Below are 20,261 nucleotides of genomic sequence, written 5' to 3'. Positions count from 1 at the left end.
GATCATGGCACACCCGGTGCGCGGGCGCCCGGCCGGAAACGGGCGGCGCGCGGCGCGCGGATGGGGCTCGCACGGTGGGTCACCGCGCCGCAGCGCGCGGCCCGACGCTACGCGGGCGAGGAGAGGAGCAGCCCCAGGTTCCGGTCCTCCCACGCCTTGGCGCGGGCGTGGTCGGGGTAGGCGCGCTCGCGGCGGCGGAAGGCGGCGCCGTGCACGACCCGGCGGCCGTTCACCTCCACCGCGGGGACGGCCTGGTGGAGCATCTCGTGGAACACCACCGCGGCCACGTAGAACTCGGGCACCTCGGGCCGGTCGAGGGTGGGGTGGATCCGGATGAGCCGCGCGTCCTGCACGTAGACGCCGGTCTTCACGGTGCGCCGCCGCCGCCCCAGCCGGACGGGGCCCCAGCCGATGCGCGCCTCGATGGCCCCGCCGAAGTGCTCGGCGTTGAGCCGGTCGAACAGCGCCTGGAGGTCGTGCACCCGGCCGCGCGGCTGGAGCCGGTCGGCGCGCGGGGCGGCGATCCGGGCCCGGTGCTCCTTCACGAAGGCGTCGATGCGGCTGCCCGCCTGCCGCCGGCGCGCCGCCGCGGCGCCGCGCCCGGCCACGGCGAAGCTGGCCAGCGCCGAGACCACATCGTCGGGCGCCTCCAGGAACATGTGGTGGACGCGGTAGTGGATCTCGCCCGGCCGGCGCCGGAAGGAGACCATGGTGGAGCGGTTGTCGTGGACGGTGAGGCGGACCCGCTCGGTGAGGATCCCGGAGAGCGCGTCCGCGAGCAGGTGCGCGGCGGAGCGGCGGGCCTCCGGGGAGAACAGCGTCAGCTGACGGCTCGACTCCTTGGGGCGCACGCGGCGCCGATCCTACGGAGGGGGCGCCCGTCCATCAAGGGGTAGCTGGGCGATCGGGCGGGGCTGCGCTCCGCCCCACGGACCCTCGGACCGTCGGGGCGTCCGCGGTGCCCTCGATCGCTAGCCGCCCTGCCCGCCCTCCTCCTCGGCGAGCAGGCGCTCGACGCGCCCGGGCTCGGTGCGCAGGAGCAGGACCTTCTCCTGGCTGTAGGTGACCGCGCCCGGCGCCGAGCCCTTCGGCTTCTTCACGAAGCGGGCGCGGGTGTAGGCGACGTCGGCCTGCGGCGCGCCGCGGGCGTCGGAGAAGTGCACCGCGAGGTGGGCGGCGTCCACGAGCGTCTCCGCGTCCGGCGCCTTCGCCTTGTCGAGCCGGACCACCACGTGGGCGCCGGGCAGCCCGCGCGCGTGCAGCCACAGGTCGTTGCCGCGGGCGACGCGCAGCGTGAGCGCGTCGTTCTCGGCCGCCCCGCGCCCGACCAGGATCGTCGCGCCGGAGAGCGAGCGGAAGGTGCGGTAGGGCAGCGCGGGCTCGTCGCGCTTGCGGCGCGGCGGCGCGGCCGGGCGCGGGCCGGCGGCCAGGCGGCGGGCCTCGCGCTCGAGGCGCGGCAGGTCGGCGGCGCCGGCGGCGTCGATCCGGCCGAGGAGCGCGCGCAGCGCGGCCTCGCGGGCGCGGACCTCGGCGGCGCGGGCCTCCACCCGGGCGGCGCTCTCCACGATGCGGCGGTAGCGCCGGTAGTACCGCTCCAGGTTCGCCTGGGGCGTGAGCGCCGGGTCCACCGCCACGCGCACCTCGCGCGGGCCCTCCTCGGTCCACTCGGTGACCGCGACCTCGGTCGCGCCGCGCCGGACGGCGCGCAGGTGGGTCTTGAGCAGGTCGGCGGCGCGGCGGTCCGCCTCGGCGGCCGGCACGCGCGCCGCCTCGTCGGCGAGCTTCGCGAGCGCGCGCCCGGCCCGGGCCAGCGCCGCGCGCACCGGCTCGCGCAGCCGCCGCCGCCCCTCGGCCAGGCGCCGCTCCTCCTCGCGCGCGAGGTAGGCGTCCTCGATCGCGGCCGAGAGCGGGAACGGCGTGCCGGGCACCGGCGCGAACCGGGGCGCGCCCTGGCCGGCGTCGGAGCCGGGGCCGGCGGGCGGGAGCGAGGGCGGCTGGTAGGGCCGGCCCACGGCGAGGTCGCGGCGCTGCGAGAGGTTGCGGGCGGCGGCGGCGCGGATGATCCCGGCCGCGTCCACCAGGAACAGGTTGCCGTGCCGGCCGGTGAGCTCCGCCACCAGGCGTACCGGCCCGCCCCGCGCCGGGGCGCGCTCGAAGGAGAGCGCCACCACCCGGTCGCCCGGGAGCGTCTCCAGGCCGGCGAGGCGCGCGCCCTCCAGCTCGCGGCGGAGCACCGCCTGGACGGCGTAGGGGGCGTCGGGCTGCGGGGGGCGGCGGCGGGCCGCGTGGAGGCGGGTGACGTCGGGCTCGGCGGAGAGCAGCAGCAGCGCGTCGCCGGCGCGGCCGCGGAGCGACAGGGTGAGCGCCCGCTCCGCGTGCGCGCGCACCGCCTCGACGTACGCCCCGGCGAGCGGGGCGAGCTCGGCGACCACCTGGGCGAGCTCGCGAGCGGTGAGCGACATGCGCCTCTTCGTAGCCCGGAAAAGCAGCGGCCGCCCGGAGGCGGCCGCGGCGCTACGCTGGGTGGAAGCCCTGCGTTACTTCTTGCCCTTCTTCGCGACCTTCTTCTTCGCGGCCGGCTTCTTCGCAGCGGTCTTCTTCGCGGTCTTCTTCTTCGCAGCCATCTGTTCCCTCCTCGGAACGTCCATTCGATGTCGATGGACACTCAGGAATGGACAAGTTGTGCGGAGGTTAGCAGCGCGCGATCTCGCACGTCAAGGAAGCGACACGCGTTTCGCGCGCGCGATCTCCGCCGCGAGGCGTCGCGCACCCGGATGGATCCCGCGCCGCCGACGGCGTCGCCGCTGCGTCAATCCACTCACCGTGATCGAGGAGCGGCGCCGGAGCGCGCGCGAGGAGGTGCACGGAAATCGTTGGGGCGCAGCGTCTTGCGATCGACGGCGCCGCGCGGGCGCCGGCGCGCGGAGGCGGCGTCCTCGCGCGCGCGCGGCGCGCCGCCGGACGCCTCGGGGCGCGGGGGCGCGTGGCCCTCGCGGACACCCCTTCGATCTACTCGAGCACCGCGGCGCCGATGACCCCGGCGTCGTCGCCGAGCCAGGCGCGCTCCACGGTGAGCCCGCGCGTGGCCGACCGCGATACCGCGTCGTCGAACCGGCGGAGCGTCAGGGCGGCGAGGCGGGGGGCGCCCAGCAGCACGCCGCCGCCCAGGATGAGCCGGGCGGGGTTGAGCAGCGTGACGAGGTTCGCCACGGCGAGGCCGAGCAGCTCGGAGACCTCGTCCCACAGCGCCACGGCGTAGGCGTCGCCCAGCGCGTGCGCCTCCTCCACCACGCTGGCGGTGACGCGGGCGAGGTCGCCCTCCGCCAGCTCCAGCACCCGGGTGGCGGCGCCGGCCGCGATCTCCTCGCGGACCCGCGCGGCCACGTTCACGCCCGAGGTGTAGGCCTCGAGGCAGCCGAGCTGGCCGCAGCCGCAGCGGCGGGGCGTGAACCCCGGGCGCGGCAGGCGCACCTTGATGTGGCCGAGCTCCCCGGCCACGCCCTGGGCCCCGTCGTGCAGCCGGCCGCCCAGGATGAGCCCGGAGCCCACGCCGGAGCCGACGAACACCAGCACCACGTCCTCGATGCCGCGGGCGGCGCCGAAGCGCTTCTCCCCCCAGGCCGCGACCGACAGGTCGTTCGCGACCCGCACCGGCACGCCCAGCGCCTTCTCCAGCAGCGCGCCGAACGCCACGTCGCGCCAGCCCAGGTTGGGCGCGTTCATCACCACGCCGGTGGCGCCGAGCACCTGCCCGGCCACGCCCACCCCGACCCGGCCCGCCGACGCCGGCGCGATCCCGGCGGCGCCGGCCGCCTGGCCGAGCGCGTGGACGACCGTCGCGACCACCGCCTCCGGCCCGCGCTCGTGCAGCGGCTCCTTGTGCGAGGCGACGATCTCGCCGGTGGCGCGGTCCACCACCGCGGCGCGCGCGTTGGTGCCCCCGAGGTCCACGCCGAGCGCGAGCCCCTTCACGGCCTATGCCCCCAGCTCGCGCAGCAGCTCGTCCACCTTGCCGCGCACCAGCGCCTGGATCTCGGCGAGCCGCGCCTCGGTCTTCGCCTCGAAGCGCAGCACCAGCAGCGGCTGGGTGTTGGAGGCGCGCACCAGGCCCCAGCCGTCGGGGAACACCACCCGCACGCCGTCCACGGTCACCGCCTCGTAGCGGGCCGCGAAGAACTCCTGGGCCCGGCGCACGACCTCGAACTTCCGGTCCTCGGGGCAGTCCACCCGCAGCTCGGGCGTGGAGAACGTCCGCGGCACGTCGGCGAGCAGCGCGGACATGGGCCGGTCGGTGTGCGTGAGCAGCTCGAGCAGCCGCGCCGACGAGTAGATGCCGTCGTCGAACCCGAACCAGCGGTGGGCGAAGAAGATGTGCCCGCTCATCTCGCCGGCGAGCAGCGCGTGCTCCTCCTTCATCTTCGCCTTGATGAGGCTGTGGCCGGCCTTCCACATGATGCCCCGCCCGCCCCGGGCGGCGATGTCGTCGTAGAGCGTGAAGGAGCACTTCACCTCGCCCACGATGGCGGCGCCCGGCTCCTCGGCGAGCAGCGCCCGGGAGAAGAGGATCATGATCTGGTCGCCCCAGAGCACGTTGCCCTTCTCGTCCACCGCGCCCACCCGGTCGGCGTCGCCGTCGTAGGCGATGCCCACGTCCGCCGCGGTCTCGAGCACCTTGCGCCGCAGGTGCTCGAGGTTCTTCTCCACGGTCGGGTCGGGGTGGTGGTTCGGGAAGTTGCCGTCCATCTCGATGAACAGCGGGATCACCTCGAACCCGAGCGCCTCGAACAGCGGGACCGCCACCACGCCGCCGGTCCCGTTGCCGGCGTCCACGACCACCTTCAGGCGGCGCTTCCCCAGCCGGAGGTTCTGCCGGACGTGCTCGCGGTACGGCGTCACGATGTCGTGCGCGCGGACGGTGCCCTGGCCCGTGGCGAAGCGCCCCGCCTCCGCCTCGCGGCGCAGCGCCTGGATCTCCTCGCCGTAGTAGGTGGCCGAGCCGAGGCCGACCTTGAGCCCGTTGTACTCCGGCGGGTTGTGCGAGCCGGTGATCATGCAGATGCCGTCCACGTCGAGGGTGTGGGCGGCGAAGTAGGTGAGGGGCGTCGGCACCACCCCGAGGCTCACCACGTCCACGCCGGTGGAGGTGAGCGCCTCGATCATGGCCTTCGCGAACTTCGGCCCGGAGAGGCGCGCGTCCCAGCCCACGGCGGCGCGCTTCCCGCCCGCGCCCCGGATGCGCGTGCCGAGCGCCTTGCCGACGAGCGAGACCGCCTCCTCGGTGAGGTCCTGGTCCACCAGCCCGCGGATGTCGTACTCGCGGAAGATGGTCGGGGAGAGCTTGGCCATGGGTGGTCCTCGGTCGTGAATGTCGTGACGTGAGGCGCCGCGGGCAGGCTCCGTGCCCGGGGAGCGCCGGCGCCGCCCGGTTCCCCCCGGGGCAGGCCGCCGGGCGGCTGTATAGCACCTCGGACCGGGGCCCGCGCGTCCCTCGGGGACGCGGGGGGCGGGGCGCCCGCTAGAGGAGCTCCTCGCGGCCGCGGCGGCCCAGCTCCTCGACGGCCTTGCGGACGTCCTGGGCGCGGTCGCGCCGGCACACGAGCAGCGCGTCCCCCGAGTCCACCACGATGACGTCGTCGAGGCCGATGAGCGCGATGGGCCGGTCCTTCCCGGCCAGCACCACGTTGTTGCGGCCGTCGATGACGAGCGCGTCGCCCTCGGCCACGTTGCCGAGGTCGTCGGTGACGCGGACGTCGGAGAGCGCGGCGAAGCTGCCCACGTCGCTCCAGCCGAACTCGGCCGGCACGACCGAGATGCGCGCGCTCTTCTCCATGACGCCGTAGTCGATGGAGATGGAGGGGCAGTCGGGGAAGACGCGCTTCAGCGTGCGCGCGTAGGCGGGCGTGCCGAGCGTGCGGCGGATGGCCTCGAGCTGCTCGCCCAGCACCGGCATGGCGCGGCGGATCTCGTCCAGGATCACGTCGGCGCGGAACACGAAGATGCCCGAGTTCCACAGGTAGCTGCCGTCCGCGAGGTACCGCGCCGCGGTGACCACGTCCGGCTTCTCCACGAAGCGCTCGACCTTGTGCGCCACCAGGCGCTTCCTGCCCTTCGCCCGCACCGCCAGGCGCGGCCCGAGCTTCAGGTAGCCGTAGCCGGTCTCGGGGCGCGAGGGCCGGATGCCGATGGTGGCGATGGAGCCGGCCTCGGCGAGCTGGGCGGCCGCCGCGACCGCGTCGCGGAACGCCTCGGGGCGGCCGATGTGGTGGTCGGCCGGCAGCATGGCGATGACGCCCTTGGGGTCCTTCGCGGCCACGTGGATGGCGGCGAGGCCCACGCACGGCGCGGTGTTCCGCGCGCACGGCTCGACGATGAAGTTCTCCTTCGGGAGCTGCGCCACCATCCGCCGGGCCGCGGCCGCGTGCTTCGGCCCGCACACCACGAACGTGTCCTTCGGGCGCGCGAGCGGCGGGAGCCGGCCCACGGTGGCCGCGAGCAGCGGCGCGTCGCCGGCGAGCGCCAGGAACTGCTTCGGGCGGTTGCGGCGCGACAGCGGCCAGAACCGCGTGCCCGAGCCGCCCGCCATGATCACCGGGTAGATCTTCACGACGCCCTCCAGATGGACAGGAGCTCGGCGAGCACGCGCCCCGTCGCGCCCCAGATCACGTCCTTGCCGAACGAGAAGAAGTGCACGTCGAGCCTCAGGCCGTAGACCTCGCGCCACTCGACCCGGTGCGCGCCGGGGCGGGAGAGCGCCGAGAGCGGGACGTGCAGGATCTCGTCCACCTCGTGCGGCGCGGCCGCGTACGGGTACGGGTATGGCACGGAAGCCACCCACGGCGTCAAGCGGAAGGCCGACGCCAGCACCAGCGTCTCGCTGAGCTGTCCCATGACGTCGGCACGGGCCGGCTCGAGCCCGACCTCCTCGTGCGCCTCGCGGAGCGCCGCGGCGAGGCTCTCCTCGCCCGGGTCGATCTTCCCGCCGGGGAACGCGATCTGCCCCGCGTGGCGGGACATCTTCATCGGCCGGCGGATCATGAGGACGTGGACCTCGCCGTGGACCACGTGCAGCGGCACCAGCACCGCCGCCGCGGCGAAGCCGCCCCGGGGCAGGTGCTCGTGCGCGATCCGGTCCACCGGGGCCACCCCCGGCGCGCGGGCGACGAGCGCCGCGGCGAGATCGTCGAGCGTCACGGGGCCGCGTGCAGGGCCGGCGGAGGCGGCGGAGGCGCCTCGGCGCCGGCGGGGAGGACGCCGGAGAGGATGAGCGCCGCGATGGCGGCGCCGGCGGCGATGCGCCAGACGACGAACACGTACGTGGTGCGGGTCCGCAGCCACGCGAGCAGCCAGTCGATGACGAGGTAGCCGGCCACCGCGGACACCACGGTACCGACCACGGTCGCGACCGTCCAGGCCACCTCGCCGCGCAGGTCCGGGACGGTGGACCAGAGCTTGTACGCCCCGGCCGCGAGCGTGATGGGCACCGAGAGCAGGAAGCTGAAGCGCGCCGCCGCCTCGCGGGTGAAGCCGAGCAGCATGCCGCCGGTGATGGTGGTGCCGGAGCGCGAGCTGCCCGGCACGAGCGCGAGCGCCTGGGCGACGCCGATGAGGAGCGCGTCGCCCGGGCCCACGTCCTCCACGCGCCGCCGGTGGCTGGCCAGGCGCTCGGCCGCGAGCAGCACGAGGCCCAGCCCCACCAGCGAGCCCGCGATGACCCAGTTGCCGAGCGCCTCGATCCGCCGCTCGAGCAGCTTCCCCGCCAGCGCGGCCGGCAGGGTGCCGAGCAGGATGTACCAGCCCAGCCGCGCCTCCGGCGTCCCGAGCGGCTTGCCCCGGACCAGCCCCCGCGTCGAGGCCGCCACCAGCCGCGCGATGTCGGCGCGGAAGTAGATCAGCACCGCCAGGGTGGTGCCGGCCTGGATGATCGTGACGAAGGCGCGGAAGCGCCGGTCGTCGAGCGAGTGGCCGAGCAGCTCGCCGAACACCAGCAGGTGCGCGGTGGAGCTCACCGGGAGGAACTCGGTGAGCGCCTGGACGAGCCCGAACAGCGCCGCGGAGACGAGGCTCATCGCCGGGCCGGGCCTAGTACCGGTAGTGCTCGGGCTTGAACGGGCCGGACTGCGGGACGCCGATGTAGGCCGCCTGCTTCTTCGAGAGCTTCGTGAGGCGGGCGCCGATCTGCTCGAGGTGCAGCGCGGCCACCTTCTCGTCGAGGTGCTTCGGGAGCACGTAGACCTGCTTCGCGTAGGCGGCGCGGTTCACCGCCAGCTCGATCTGGGCCAGCGTCTGGTTGGTGAACGAGTTCGACATCACGAACGACGGGTGGCCGGTGGCGCAGCCCAGGTTGAGGAGCCGCCCCTCGGCCAGCACCAGCACCCGGTGGCCGTCCGGGAACACGAACGCGTCGTACTGCGGCTTGATGTTCACCCGGGTGGCCGCCTTGCGCAGCCCGGCCATGTCGATCTCGTTGTCGAAGTGGCCGATGTTGCCGACGATGGCGCAGTCCTTCATCGCCTTCATGTGCTCGACCGTGACGACGTCGAGGTTGCCGGTGGCGGTGACGAACACGTCGGCGTGCTCCACCACGTCCTCGAGCCGCACCACCTGGTAGCCCTCCATCGACGCCTGCAGCGCGTTGATGGGGTCGATCTCGGTGACCACCACGCGGGCGCCCTGCCCGCGCAGCGCCTGGGCGCAGCCCTTGCCCACGTCGCCGTAGCCGCAGACCACGCACAGCTTCCCGGCCAGCATCACGTCGGCGGCGCGGTTCAGCCCGTCCACCAGCGAGTGGCGGCAGCCGTACAGGTTGTCGAACTTCGACTTCGTGACCGAGTCGTTCACGTTGATGGCGGGGAACAGCAGCGTCCCGGCCTTCTGCATCTCGTAGAGCCGGTGCACGCCGGTGGTGGTCTCCTCGGTCACGCCGGCGCAGGCCTTCGCCACCCGGGTCCAGCGGCGCGCGTCCTTCTTCTGCTCGCGGGCGAGCAGGCGCAGCACCACCTCCAGCTCCTCGGAGCCCGCGCTGGAGGGCGGCGGCACCTTGCCGGCCTTCTCGTACTCGGCGCCCTTGTGGATGAGCAGCGTGGCGTCGCCGCCGTCGTCCACGATCTGCGTCGGGCCCTTGCCGCCGCCGAAGTCGAGCGCGCGCTCGGTGCAGTCCCAGTACTCCTCCAGCGTCTCGCCCTTCCAGGCGAACACCGGCACGCCGCGCGGCGCCTCCGGCGTCCCGTCGCGGCCCACCACCACCGCGGCGGCGGCGTGGTCCTGCGTCGAGAAGATGTTGCAGCTCGCCCAGCGGACGTCGGCGCCGAGGTCCACCAGCGTCTCGATGAGCACCGCGGTCTGGATGGTCATGTGCAGCGAGCCGGTGATCCGCTGGCCGGCGAGCGGGCGCTGCCGCGCGTACTCGCGCCGGACCGCCATCAGGCCCGGCATCTCCTTCTCGGCGAGCTCGATCTCCTTGCGGCCCCAGCCGGCCAGCGAGAGGTCCTTCACCTTGTGCTCGAACGGCGCGGGGGCGCTCGGGGCGGGCTTCTTCTTCGCGGCGGAAACGGCCATGGTGCTTCTCCTTTGCGTGGAACGGGTCGAAGGTCGGGTCGAAGGCGGGTCAGGTGCGGGCGGGCCGCTCGCCGGTGCAGGCGACCAGCCCCGGGCCGCGGGCGCCCGGCTCCGGCGGCAGCGTCCGCGCGGTGACGCCGGCCGCGCCGGCCCGGCGGACGAGCGCGGCGAGCGCGTCCGGCTCGAAGCCGGGGTGCGCCTGGCCCATGCGGCGCCGGAGCGCCTCGTCCTGGTGGCGGGCGGCGTCGAGCACCACCAGGCGCCCGCCCGGGCGCAGCACCCGCACCGCCTCGGCGAGCGCCGGCGCGGGGTCGTCCAGGTAGGCGAGCACGAGCACGAGCAGGGCCGCGTCGCAGCCGCCGTCCTCGAGCGGCAGGTCCGCGAGGTCGGCCTCGTGCAGCTCGACGTTGTCGAAGCGGGCGGTGCGGCGGCGGGCGGCGCGCAGCATCGCGGCGGAGCGGTCCACGGCGATCACGCGGCGCACGCGCGGGGCCAGCTCGGCCGCGACCGCGCCGGTGCCGCAGCCCAGGTCGGCCACGGTCCAGGCGGGCGGCACCAGCGCGAGCAGCGCCTCGGCCGCGACGCCCCGCCCGTACACCCGGGCGCGCAGCCCGTCCCAGGCGCCGGCCGCGCCGGCGAAGAAGCGCTGCGCCTCGTCGCGGCGGGCCCGCACCGCCCGGAGCCGGGCCGCGTCGGCGCGGACCACCGCCCACCCGTCGCTCTCGGCGCGCGCGAGCTGCCACAGCTTCCGGGCCCCCGGGTCGAGCTCCGCGGCCCAGCCGTACAGGCTCTGCGTGCCCTCGCGCCGGGCGGAGAGCCAGCCCGCGTCGGAGAGCGTCTTCAGGTGGCGGGACACGGTGGACTGCGGGAGCGCCAGCACCTCGCGGAGCTCGAGCACCGACAGCTCGCGCGGCTCGAGCGCGCGCAGCGCGCGCAGCCGGATGGGGTCGGAGAGCAGCTCCAGCCAGCCGAGCAGGGCCTCGGGGCGCCGGCTCGGGGCGGCGGGGCGGGCGGGGGCGGGACGAGGCATCAATGCATCCGGATGGACGGATAGCTAGTCCACCCGGCCGGCCCGGTCAACTCCCGGGGCGCGGTGCCCCGCAAACGAGGCGGCCCGCCCGGAAGGACCGGACGGGCCGCGAGAGGCCGGGGCGCAGCTGCTTCGGCTCACACCCCCGCGACGGCGCGGATCTTGGACAACCCGGCCGCGTCGGCGAGCGCGTCCTTCTTGTCGGTGCGCTCCCAGGTGAAGGTCTTCTCGGTGCGGCCGAAGTGGCCGTAGGCGGCGGTCTTCTCGTAGACCGGGCGCAGCAGGTCGAGCCCCTCGATGATCGCGCGCGGCGTGAGGCCGAACACCTCGCGGACGGCGCGGGCGATCTTCCCCTCCGGCACCTTGGCGGTGCCGAACGTGTCCACCATCACCGAGACCGGCTCGGCCACGCCGATGGCGTACGCCACCTGCACCTCGCAGCGCGCGGCGAGGCCGGCCGCCACCACGTTCTTCGCGATGTAGCGCCCCATGTACGCGGCGGAGCGGTCCACCTTCGACGGGTCCTTGCCGCTGAACGCGCCGCCGCCGTGGCGGCCCATGCCGCCGTAGGTGTCCACGATGATCTTGCGGCCGGTGACGCCGGTGTCGCCCATGGGGCCGCCGATGACGAAGCGGCCGGTGGGGTTGATGAGGATCCGCGTCTTGCGGTCCACGAGCCGCTTCGGCAGCGCCTTCGCGATCACCTGCTCGCGCACCGCCTCGTGGAGGCGCTTGTTGGAGACCGACTCGGCGTGCTGCGTGGAGACCACCACCGTGTCGATGCGGGCGGGCCGGCCGTCACGGTACTCGACCGACACCTGGCTCTTGCCGTCGGGGCGGAGCAGGTCGAGGCCGGCGCGGCGCGCCTTCGCGAGCTGCTTCGTGACCGCGTGCGCGTACTGGATGGGCGCGGGCATGAGCTCCGGCGTCTCGTCGCAGGCGTAGCCGAACATCATGCCCTGGTCGCCGGCGCCGCCGGTGTCCACGCCCTGCCCGATGTCCGGGGACTGCTGGTCCACCGCCACCAGCACCGCGCAGGTGTTGGCGTCGAAGCCCATGTCGCCGCTGGTGTAGCCGATGCGGCGCACCGTCTCGCGGGCGAGCTTCGGGTAGTCGATGCGCGCCTTGGTGGTGATCTCGCCGGCGATCATCACGTAGCCGGTCTTGAGCAGCGTCTCGCAGGCCACCCGGCCCTTGGGATCCTGGCGCAGCACCGCGTCGAGCACGGCGTCGGAGATCTGGTCCGCCATCTTGTCGGGATGGCCCTCCGTGACCGACTCGGAGGTGAAGAGGAAGTCCTGGAGCGGCATGTGTTCTCCTCCGGCGGCGGGGTGCCCGGGCGGGACGGGCAAGGTACGCGCGCGCCCCGCGCGGTGTCAATATGGCGGACGCGCTGCCGCCGCGTCCGTCCGATCGGAGGGCGACCCCGCCGGACGTGGCCGTCCGGGCGGCGGCCGTGCTGCCGGCTCAGCCCTGGCCGGCCGGCTCCGGGCCCTCGTCGTCGCCGTCGAGCAGGCCCGGGAAGCGCCGGGCCATCTCGGCCTGGACCTCGTGCTCGATGTCGTCCGCGGTGGTGAGCGCGAGCAGGCGGTCCACCAGGGCCCGCCCCTCCTCGGCGCGGGCCGCGCGGACGACCCGCTTCACCAGCGGGATGGACGGGCCGTTCATCGACAGCTCGCTCACGCCCAGGCCGAGCAGCACGAGCGCGTTCACCGGCTCGCCCGCCATCTCCCCGCACATCGACACCGGCACGCCCGCGGCGCGGCCGGCGTCGCAGATGAGCTTCAGCAGGCGCAGCACCGCGAGGTGGAGCGGCTTGTAGAGGTAGGCGACGTCCTTGTCCTGCCGGTCGATGCCGATCGTGTACTGGATGAGGTCGTTCGTCCCGATGGAGAAGAAGTCGCACTCGGCCGCGAGCCGGTCCGCGATCATCGCGGCGCTGGGCAGCTCCACCATGATCCCCACCGGCACCTGCCGGAAGGGCACCCCCTCGGCGCGCAGCTCGTCGGCGGCCTGGCGGAGCGCGTGCTTCGCGGCCCGCAGCTCCGCCACCCCGGAGATCATCGGGAACATGACCCGCAGGTTGCCGTGCACCGACGCCCGCAGCAGCGCGCGGAGCTGGGCGCGGAACATGTCCGGCTGGCGCAGGCAGTAGCGGATGGCGCGCAGGCCGAGCGCGGGGTTCTCGGCGGTCACGCGCATGCCGGCCGGCAGCTTGTCGCCGCCCAGGTCGAACGTGCGGATGGTGACCGGGCGCGGGGCGAGCGCCTCCAGGATGCGCCGGTAGTTCTGGTAGTGCTCCTCCTCGCCGGGCAGGTCGGACCGGCCCATGAACAGGAACTCGGTGCGGTAGAGCCCCACCGCCTCGCCGCCGTGCGCGAGCAGGCTCGGGACCTCCTCGGCGAACTCGATGTTGCCGGCCAGCCGGACGGTGAGGTCGTCGAGCGTCCGGGCGGGCAGGTCGCGGGTGGCGAGCAGCGCCTGCTCGCCGGCGAGCTGCTTCTCCCGGGCGGCCTCGTAGCCGGCCCGCTCGCCCGGGCTCGGGTTGATGACCACCAGCCCGCGGGCGCCGTCCACCACGATCCAGTCGCCGCGCTCGGCGACGGCGGTCACCCGCCCCACCCCCACCACCGCCGGCACCTCCAGCGCGCGGGCCACGATGGCGGTGTGCGAGGTCTTGGCCCCGGCGTCGGTGACGAACGCGGCCACCTTGTGCTCGTGCAGGAGCAGCGCGGTGTCGGCGGGGGAGAGGTCGTGCGCCACCACGATGACGCCCTCGGGCGGCACGTCCTCCACGTCCGGCGCCTGGCCGAGCAGGTTCTTGATGATCCGCTCGCCCACGAAGTCCACGTCGGCCCGGCGCTCCTTGAAGTAGTCGTCGGCCTGCTCGTGGAACGCGTTCTTGATCTTGCGGGTGGCGCGCTTCACCGCCCACTCCGCGTTGAGCCGCTCCTCCCGGATCTGCCGCTGCGCCTCCAGGACGAGCATCTCGTCCTTCAGCATCATCCGGTGCATGTCGATGATGGCGGTGTGCTCGGCGCTGCCCGGGACCTGCGCCTCCTCCACCTTGCCGCGCACCTCGGCGAGCTGCACGTCGGAGATCTCGAGCGAGGTGCGCAGCCGCGCCAGCTCGCCCTCGACCTCCTCCGGCGTGAGCCGGCGCTTCGGGGTCCGCACCCGCCGCCGCTCGATCGTCCAGCAGCGCCCGATGGCGATGCCGGGCGAGGCCCCGATGCCGACGAGCGTGGTGGCGGACGACCGGCTCATGTCTCCCCGAACCCGTTCTCGATCACCTTGGCGAGCGCGGTCATGGCCTGGTCGGCGTCGTCGCCGTCGCAGGTCACGGTGATCTGCGAGCCCTTCGCGGCCGCGAGCGTGAGCACGCCCATGATGCTCTTGCCGTTCACCTGCATGCCGTCCTTCTCGACGTGGATCTCGGACTTGTAGCGGTTCGAGGTCTGGACGAGCTGCGCCGCGGCGCGCGCGTGGAGGCCGAGCGTGTTGACGATGACGAACGTGCGCTCCTGGTGCGGCATCCCTAGCTGCTCCCGTGGAGGTGGCCGAGGAGGAGCGCGGCGCCGACCCCGGCCAGGGTGGCGACGTAGGCGGTGGGGAGCAGGCGCGCGCCGCGGGCCAGCGCCGCGTAGCCGCCCGCCGCGGCCGCGGCCGCGAGCGCCGCGGCCGGCGGTCCGCCCGCCGCCGCGCCGCGCATGAGGAACACGGCGCCCGCCACGCCGCACAGCGCCGCGCCGCCGGCGCGGAGCCGGTCGGCCACCACCGGCAGGTTCAGGTGCGCGATGGTCCCGACGAGCGCGTCGCCGCGCAGGTAGCCGGCGCGGAACAGGCCGATCCGGAGCGCCAGGTGGATGGCGTTGTAGACGACGAGCGCCGCCACCAGCGCCGGCACGCCGAGCAGGAGCGCGCCCACCACCGCCAGCGCGCCGAAGAACGGGCGGAGCGCGGTCCAGAAGAAGCCGTCGCCGACCGCCGCGAGCGGGCCCTGCAGCGTCGCCTTGTAGGCGAGCGGGCCCTGCCCCGGCTCGAGGCCCGCCGCCACGCGCTCCTCGTGGTGGATGGCGCCGCCCACGATCGCGGCGGCCATGTACGGGTGGCAGTTGAAGAAGCCGAGGTGGCGCGCGAGCGCCTCCTCGCGCCGCGCGGGCTCGGGGTAGAGCGCGCGGAGCGCCGGGTCGATCGCGAAGGCGAAGCCCAGGTTCTGCATGCCGCGCCGGTTCCAGGCCGCCTGCAGGAACAGGCAGCGCCAGAAGACGCGCACCAGCGTGGCCCTCGGGACGCGCGCGCTCACCCGAGCAGCCTCCAGGTGAGCAGGGCCGCGAAGGCGGCGGCGAACGCGGCGAAGAACAGGCGCGGGGCGGCGCGCGAGCGGAGCGCCTTCGCGCCGGCGGCGCAGGCCAGCGCGGCGAACGCGAAGTACCCCACCCGCAGCGGCGCGGCCGCGCCCGGCACGGCGGCGAGCAGGCGGGGGATGAGCGCCTCGGCCAGCCAGGCGGAGAGCGGCGCGAGCACGGCGGCGATGGCGAACGGCGCCGCCAGGCCGTAGAGGTTCGAGCGCGCGGCCTCGGCGACCCGGTGGCTCGCGAGCGCCGCCTCTGCGTGGCGCGCCAGCCGCTCGTTCCAGCCCTCCACCGCCTTGTCGGCGCGCCGGCCCACGAGCGCGACCGGGGCGGCCAGCAGCACCGCCAGCACCGCGACCTCGGGCGTGACCCCGGAGCCCACCGCCCGGCCGGCCAGCACCGCGCCGCCGGCGATGGCGGCGGCGCCGAGCGCCTCGTGCACCGGCACGGCCGCGCCGAGGTTGACCGCGCCCAGCCAGAGCAGCTCGAGCGGCGCCGCGACCACCAGCCCGCCGGCCGCGTCGCCCAGCACCCAGCCTGCCACCGGGGCCAGCGCGATGGGGCGCGACAGCATGGCCTGCAGGAACCCCTTGCGCTCCACGGCGGCGAGGCCCGCCACGAGCCCTAGGAAGAGAAGACCCAAGCCGGACGAGTGTAACCTAATGGCCCGCGGCGTACCGGCGTTCGATCTCCGCCAAACCCGTGGGGGATTCGGAAGGAATCGCGCGGGCTTCCACGTCGAAGCCCTCCGCGGCGAGCCCGCGCAGCAGGGAGAGGTCCTCCTCGGAGACGAACACCGAGGGCGTGACCAGGCGCCGCCCCGGCCCGAAGTGGAGGTTGCCCAGGTTCACCTTGGGTGCGAGCGCGGCGGTGAGGCCGGCCGCGCGCGCGGCCGCGAGCCCGGCCACGTCGCGCACCAGCACGAGCACCTTGGCGCCGCCCGAGGCCAGCCCGGCGTAGTCCACCTCGGCCACCCGGCGGATCCGCACCGGCAGCTCCGGCGGGACGCACAGGGTCATGGCCGCCTGGGCCAGCGAGCTGGCGGCCGCCTCGTCGTCCGCGACCATCACCTGGTCGATGCGCAGGCGGGGCACCCAGGTCTCGAGGATCTGGCCGTGCAGCAGGCGGTTGTCGACGCGGACCAGGGGGATCACGTGAGACTCGACGGTCGCTCCCGGCCGGCCATTCAGCGGGCGGCTACGTCCGGCTCCGCGCGCGGGTGCGCAGCAGCTCGGAGGCGAGGGTGATGTTCTTCTGCCCGTACGCGGTCACCAGCTCGGCCACCGAGTGGAGCGAGACGCCCTCGCCCCGCGCGGTCGCGAGCTTCATGATCATGGGGAGGTTCACCCCGGTGACGACCTCCAGCTTGTCCCCGAGGAAGGTGAGCGCCAGGTTCGCGGGCGTCCCGCCGAACATGTCGGTGAGGACGAGCACGCCCTCGCCCTGATCCACCCGCTTCACCGCCGCGGCGATGTGCTCGCGGGCCTCGTCCATCGACGCGCCGGCCACGATGCTCACCGCCTCGCAGCGCTCCAGGCGCCCGACGATCCCCTCCGCGGTGAGCAGGAGCTCCTCCGCGAGCCGTCCATGCGTGGCGACCACCAGTCCGACCATGTCCTCGCGTCCTCGCGGCGGATGAGTGCCCGGCCGCGTCCGGCCCCCCGGCGCGCGCGTACCATATACGCCGCCGCGCCCGGCGGCCAGCGCCGAACGCCCGGCGCGGACTACTCCTTCTCGACGTCCCGGTGCCAGAGCCGGACCGGCTGGCCGGAGCCCTCGAGCCGCTCGGCCAGCGCGGCGGCGAGCGCCACCGAGCGGTGCTTGCCGCCGGTGCAGCCGATGGCGATCGTGAGGTAGCTCTTCCCCTCGTTCCGGTAGCGCGGCAGCAGGAAGCCGAGCAGGTCCACGAGCCGCTCCAGGAACGCCTTCGCGTCCGCCTGGCCCAGCACGAACTCCGCCACCCGCGGATCGGTCCCGGGGTGCGGCTTCAGCTCCGGGACGAAGAACGGGTTCGGCAGGAAGCGCACGTCGAGCACCAGGTCGGCGTGGGTCGGGATGCCGAACCGGAACCCGAAGGACACCAGCGTCACGCCCAGCTTCGCCCCGTCGCCCGCCACGAAGCGGCGGGTGACGAGCCGCTTCAGCTCGTGGACGTTGAGCGTGGTGGTGTCGATCACCTCGTCGGCGATCCCGCGCACGTCGGCGAGCGCCAGCCGCTCGGCGGCGATGCCGTCGGGCACGGTGCCGCCCTCGCCGGCCAGCGGGTGGCGGCGGCGGGTCTCGGAGTAGCGCCGGACCAGCGCCTCGTCGGAGGCGTCGAGGAACAGCACCTCCACGTCGGCGCCCTTCTGGCGGAGCTCGCGGATGACCCGCGGCGCCTCCACCAGGAAGCGCCCCTCCCGCGCGTCCACCACGAGCGCCATGCGCGAGACCTCGCCGGCGGTGTGGCCGGAGAGCTCGAGCAGCTTCTCGAGGAAGACGATGGGGAGGTTGTCTACGCAGTAGAAGCCGGCGTCCTCCAGCGCGCGCAGCGCGGTGGACTTCCCCGAGCCGGACACGCCGGTGAGGATCACCACCTGCGGCCCGGCGTGGCTCACCGTGGCGGTCATTCGACGTCGATCTCCCCGACGCGCCCCCCCGGCGCGAGCGCGATGGCGCGGTTCAGGCGCTCCTGGAACTCACGGGCGGAGTGGTGCCCCTGGAGCTTGAGGAGGTGGTTGCGCGCGGCCACCTCCACGATGGTGGTCATGTTGCGGCCCGGCCGGACCGGCACGACCAGCATCGGGATCTCCACGTCGAGGATGCGGAACTTGCGCTCCTCGACGCCGAGCCGGTCGTACTCCACGTTCGGATCCCACTCCACCAGCTCGAGCACGATCTCGATCTTCTTGCGCTCGCGGATGGCGGCGACGCCGAACAGGTCCTTGATGTTGATGATGCCGAGGCCCCGGATCTCCATGTGGTGCTTGATGATCTCGGAGCCCGCGCCGAACACCGACTCCGGCGTCTTGCGCTTCACGTCCACGATGTCGTCGGCCACCAGCCGGTGGCCGCGCATGATGAGGTCGAGCGCGATCTCGCTCTTGCCGATGCCGGACTTGCCGAGCAGCAGGATCCCGACGCCGAACACGTCGAGCAGCACGCCGTGCATGGAGGTCTGCGCGGTGAGCACGTCCTCGAGGCAGTTCTGCACCGACTCGATGAAGTTGGAGGAGAGGTGGCTGGTGCGGAGCAGCGGCACCCCGGCCTCGTCCGCCGCCGCCGTCATCTCGGGCGGCGGCTGCAGCCCCTTCGTCACCACCAGGCAGGAGACGTCCTGGGCGAAGAAGCTGCGCAGCACCTCGACCGAGCGCTCGCGCGGCAGGGTGGCGAGGTAGCTCATCTCCGTGTTCCCGAACACCTGGACGCGCTCCTTGTGCAGGTACTCGGTGAACCCGGCGAGCACCAGGCCGGGCTTCTGGATGCGCGAGGAGCTGATCCGGCGCGACAGGCCCTGCTTGCCCGCGACGAGCGTGAGCCGCAGATCGAACTTGGTGTCGTCGAGGAGCGCCCCGACGCGGATCGCATCCATGGGGTGCCGAGTCTAACCCGGCGAAACCCGGGCCCGCCACCTCGGCGCGCGCCGGCGTGGCGCCCCGCGCCCCGGGGCCGGACGCGGCCGCCGCCGCGGGTCGAGCGCCCGCGCGCCCCGGGGCGGCCGCCGGACCGCGGGCCCCGCACGCTCCGAGCGTGTTCACTTACAGAGAACGCGCGCGCCCGCACGGCCCGCACCGGAGGCACGGGCCGCCGTGGCTTCCCCCTCTGGGTACAGATCGCCGCCCGGGCCTGCGACGCGCGTTGACGCTATGCTCCCGAGGTCACTAGATTGCCCGGCCCGCCATGCAGCTCGAGCTCCTCTACCACGGCAACTGCTTCGACGGCTGCGCCTCGGCCGCCCTCTTCGGACGCTGGTTCCAGGAGCGCGAGGGGGCGCGCCTCGCCGGCGTCCGCTACCGCCCCGTGCAGCACCAGCAGGGCGACGCGTTCCCCGCCGACGCCTTCGGCGCGGACGTGAACGCGTGCGTGGACTTCCGCTACTCGCCCCGCCTCGACTGGTGGTTCGACCACCACGCCAGCGCGTTCCCGACGCCCGCCGACCGCGAGGCGTTCGAGCGCGACGGGACCGGCCAGAAGTTCTGGGACCCGAAGGCGCCGAGCTGCACCGGCTTCATCGCGCGCACGCTCGCGGACCGGTTCGGCTGGCGCGCGCCGGAGCTGGACGAGCTGGTGCGCTGGGCCGACGTCATCGACGCGGCCCGCTTCGAGTCGGCCGCGGTGGCGGTGCGGCTCGAGGCGCCCGCGCTCCGGATCATGACGCTGCTCGAGGCCACCAAGGACCCGTCCGTCCCGACCCGCCTCATCGGCGCCATGCAGCGGATGCCGCTCGCCGAGATCGCGGCGCAGGCCTGGGTGGCGGCGCCGCTCGAGCCCATCCTCGAGCGGCACCGGGGCACGGTGGACGTGGTTCGACGCAATGCCCGGGTGCGGGACGGGGTGGTGGAGATCGACCTCGGCGAGACCGGCATCGAGGCCGCGAACAAGTTCATCGCCTACGACCTGTTCCCGGAGGCGCGCTACACGGTGGTGGTGTCGAAGGACCCGAAGCGAACCAAGGTGTCGGTGGGCTCGAACCCGTGGGCCCGCGAGAAGCGCACGCACGACATCTCCAAGCTCTGCGAGCGGTACGGCGGCGGGGGGCACCCGGTGGTCGGGGCGGTGTCGCTCGCGCCGGACCGGCTGGCGGACGCGCGCCGGATCGCCGCGGAGATCGCCTCCGCGCTCCGGGGGGAGCCGAACGCACCATGACCCCGGGCCAGTACATCCTGGTGGTGGACGACGACGACGACTTCCGCGAGGCGCTCTCGGAGGTGCTGGTGGACGCCGGCTACCCGGTGCAGCAGGCCGAGAACGGCGAGGTGGCGCTCGCCAAGGTGGACGAGGAGGCGCCGGGCATCGTCCTGCTCGACCTCAAGATGCCGGTGCTCGACGGCTGGGGCGTGATGGAGCGGATGCGCGGGGACGCGAAGAGCGCCGCCGTGCCCATCCTGATCCTCTCCGCGTACGGCTTCGAGTGGGAGGCGGAGCTGCTCGGCGCCCAGGGCTACATCCCGAAGTCGGTGGGGATGGACGAGATCCTGGAGCGCGTCCGCAAGGCCGCCGGGCCCCCGCCCATGCGGCACTGAGGTCCCTCGACCCCGCGCGGCCTCGAGGCCGCGACGCTCGGGATGAGCGCCATCGCTCTCCGCTCTCCCTGAGCGTAGGCGGGCCGCAGGACCGCCGGA

General features: G+C 74.4%; 20 protein-coding genes. 2 read left to right on the top strand and 18 right to left on the bottom strand.

What is annotated here, in order from left to right:
- Positions 1–107: 107 nt before the first annotated feature.
- The 18 genes from ADEH_RS00845 to hprK form a co-directional block, all read right to left on the bottom strand.
- Positions 108–851: a hypothetical protein gene (locus tag ADEH_RS00845; protein WP_011419223.1), complete on the bottom strand. Its 744-nt coding sequence runs from the start codon at positions 849–851 to the stop codon at positions 108–110.
- A 120-nt stretch (positions 852–971) separates the two neighbouring features.
- Entirely contained in the window at positions 972–2,462 is a 1,491-nt protein-coding gene (locus ADEH_RS00840) for an NFACT RNA binding domain-containing protein (RefSeq protein ID WP_011419222.1), read from the bottom strand.
- A 547-nt stretch (positions 2,463–3,009) separates the two neighbouring features.
- Complete coding sequence (locus ADEH_RS00835; RefSeq protein ID WP_011419221.1) at positions 3,010–3,972, bottom strand: ROK family protein; 963 nt, start codon at positions 3,970–3,972, stop codon at positions 3,010–3,012.
- Positions 3,973–3,975: 3 nt separating this feature from the next.
- Positions 3,976–5,346: a phosphomannomutase/phosphoglucomutase gene (locus ADEH_RS00830; protein ID WP_011419220.1), complete on the bottom strand. Its 1,371-nt coding sequence runs from the start codon at positions 5,344–5,346 to the stop codon at positions 3,976–3,978.
- 169 nt (positions 5,347–5,515) lie between these two features.
- A complete protein-coding gene (locus ADEH_RS00825) occupies positions 5,516–6,604 on the bottom strand; it encodes a mannose-1-phosphate guanylyltransferase (protein ID WP_011419219.1) in 1,089 nt (362 codons plus the stop codon).
- Positions 6,601–7,191, bottom strand: a complete 591-nt coding sequence (locus ADEH_RS00820; protein ID WP_011419218.1) for an NUDIX hydrolase — start codon at positions 7,189–7,191, stop codon at positions 6,601–6,603. Before ADEH_RS00820 ends, ADEH_RS00825 begins: the two co-directional genes overlap by 4 nt.
- Positions 7,188–8,066 (bottom strand): undecaprenyl-diphosphatase, encoded by an 879-nt coding sequence (locus ADEH_RS00815; protein ID WP_011419217.1) that lies wholly within the window; start codon positions 8,064–8,066, stop codon positions 7,188–7,190. The genes ADEH_RS00820 and ADEH_RS00815 overlap by 4 nt, the downstream gene beginning before the upstream one ends.
- 13 nt (positions 8,067–8,079) lie before the next feature.
- Positions 8,080–9,555: an adenosylhomocysteinase gene (ahcY, locus tag ADEH_RS00810; protein ID WP_011419216.1), complete on the bottom strand. Its 1,476-nt coding sequence runs from the start codon at positions 9,553–9,555 to the stop codon at positions 8,080–8,082.
- A 49-nt stretch (positions 9,556–9,604) separates the two neighbouring features.
- On the bottom strand, positions 9,605–10,585 hold the full coding sequence (locus tag ADEH_RS00805; RefSeq protein WP_011419215.1) for an ArsR/SmtB family transcription factor: 981 nt from the start codon (positions 10,583–10,585) through the stop codon (positions 9,605–9,607).
- A 137-nt stretch (positions 10,586–10,722) separates the two neighbouring features.
- Complete coding sequence (metK, locus tag ADEH_RS00800; RefSeq protein ID WP_011419214.1) at positions 10,723–11,895, bottom strand: methionine adenosyltransferase; 1,173 nt, start codon at positions 11,893–11,895, stop codon at positions 10,723–10,725.
- A gap of 157 nt (positions 11,896–12,052) precedes the next feature.
- Complete coding sequence (ptsP, locus tag ADEH_RS00795; protein WP_011419213.1) at positions 12,053–13,852, bottom strand: phosphoenolpyruvate--protein phosphotransferase; 1,800 nt, start codon at positions 13,850–13,852, stop codon at positions 12,053–12,055.
- On the bottom strand, positions 13,849–14,121 hold the full coding sequence (locus tag ADEH_RS00790) for an HPr family phosphocarrier protein (RefSeq protein WP_011419212.1): 273 nt from the start codon (positions 14,119–14,121) through the stop codon (positions 13,849–13,851). Before ADEH_RS00790 ends, ptsP begins: the two co-directional genes overlap by 4 nt.
- Before the next feature lie 2 nt (positions 14,122–14,123).
- Positions 14,124–14,891, bottom strand: coding sequence for a PTS system mannose/fructose/sorbose family transporter subunit IID (locus ADEH_RS00785; RefSeq protein ID WP_011419211.1), 768 nt, complete (start codon positions 14,889–14,891; stop codon positions 14,124–14,126).
- Positions 14,888–15,583: a PTS sugar transporter subunit IIC gene (locus ADEH_RS00780; RefSeq protein ID WP_011419210.1), complete on the bottom strand. Its 696-nt coding sequence runs from the start codon at positions 15,581–15,583 to the stop codon at positions 14,888–14,890. Before ADEH_RS00780 ends, ADEH_RS00785 begins: the two co-directional genes overlap by 4 nt.
- Before the next feature lie 16 nt (positions 15,584–15,599).
- Positions 15,600–16,094: a PTS sugar transporter subunit IIB gene (locus tag ADEH_RS00775; RefSeq protein ID WP_011419209.1), complete on the bottom strand. Its 495-nt coding sequence runs from the start codon at positions 16,092–16,094 to the stop codon at positions 15,600–15,602.
- Positions 16,095–16,137: 43 nt separating this feature from the next.
- Positions 16,138–16,554: a PTS sugar transporter subunit IIA gene (locus ADEH_RS00770; RefSeq protein ID WP_011419208.1), complete on the bottom strand. Its 417-nt coding sequence runs from the start codon at positions 16,552–16,554 to the stop codon at positions 16,138–16,140.
- 110 nt (positions 16,555–16,664) lie between these two features.
- On the bottom strand, positions 16,665–17,549 hold the full coding sequence (gene rapZ / locus ADEH_RS00765) for an RNase adapter RapZ (RefSeq protein WP_011419207.1): 885 nt from the start codon (positions 17,547–17,549) through the stop codon (positions 16,665–16,667).
- Positions 17,546–18,511: an HPr(Ser) kinase/phosphatase gene (gene hprK / locus ADEH_RS00760; RefSeq protein WP_011419206.1), complete on the bottom strand. Its 966-nt coding sequence runs from the start codon at positions 18,509–18,511 to the stop codon at positions 17,546–17,548. The genes rapZ and hprK overlap by 4 nt, the downstream gene beginning before the upstream one ends.
- A gap of 308 nt (positions 18,512–18,819) precedes the next feature.
- On the opposite strand from hprK, the gene ADEH_RS00755 reads away from it, so the two are divergent.
- Complete coding sequence (locus ADEH_RS00755; RefSeq protein ID WP_011419205.1) at positions 18,820–19,785, top strand: DHH family phosphoesterase; 966 nt, start codon at positions 18,820–18,822, stop codon at positions 19,783–19,785.
- Positions 19,782–20,162 (top strand): response regulator, encoded by a 381-nt coding sequence (locus tag ADEH_RS00750; RefSeq protein ID WP_011419204.1) that lies wholly within the window; start codon positions 19,782–19,784, stop codon positions 20,160–20,162. Before ADEH_RS00755 ends, ADEH_RS00750 begins: the two co-directional genes overlap by 4 nt.
- The last annotated feature ends 99 nt before the right edge of the window (positions 20,163–20,261 follow it).

It is taken from the genome of Anaeromyxobacter dehalogenans 2CP-C, from assembly GCF_000013385.1.
Lineage (GTDB): Bacteria > Myxococcota > Myxococcia > Myxococcales > Anaeromyxobacteraceae > Anaeromyxobacter > Anaeromyxobacter dehalogenans_B.
The sequence above is the reverse complement of the archived record's forward strand: the minus strand, read 5'-3'. Positions and strand labels throughout refer to the sequence as shown.